The sequence below is a fragment of the Pantoea rodasii genome, from assembly GCF_002095465.1.
In the GTDB taxonomy this organism is placed as follows: Bacteria; Pseudomonadota; Gammaproteobacteria; order Enterobacterales; family Enterobacteriaceae; genus Pantoea; species Pantoea rodasii.
In genome coordinates, this window is record NZ_MLFP01000077.1 from 1 (window position 1) to 348 (window position 348).

At 68.4% G+C, this 348-nt stretch carries 1 protein-coding gene; it reads left to right on the forward strand.

Annotated features, from left to right (window positions below):
- The coding region (locus HA45_RS23420) for an EAL domain-containing protein (protein ID WP_143808519.1) at positions 1–348 on the forward strand (348 nt) is incomplete at both ends.

Here is a 348-nt window from a genome sequence, read left to right on the forward strand (position 1 = left end):
TGCGCTGGCAGCACCCTGCCCGCGGCCTGCTGCTGCCCGCTGATTTTATTGAGATGCTGGTGAAAAGCCCGCTGTCCGTCACGCTCGGCGACTGGATCATCCGCACCGCGCTCGCGCAGGTCCGCCAGTGGCAGGTGCGCTGCCCGCAGCTCAGAGTCAGCGTTAACCTGTTCCCGCGACAGCTCTCCGGCCCCGGTCTGGAAAGCGTGCTGCGCGAGTCGGCGGGCGGCGACGCCGCCTTTGTGGACCTGGAGGTGGACGAGCCGCTGCTGACGGGGCTTGTTCAGGAGGCGCCGGCGCATTTTGCGGCCATCCGGCGCACGGGGGCCGCGTTCGTTATCGATCACT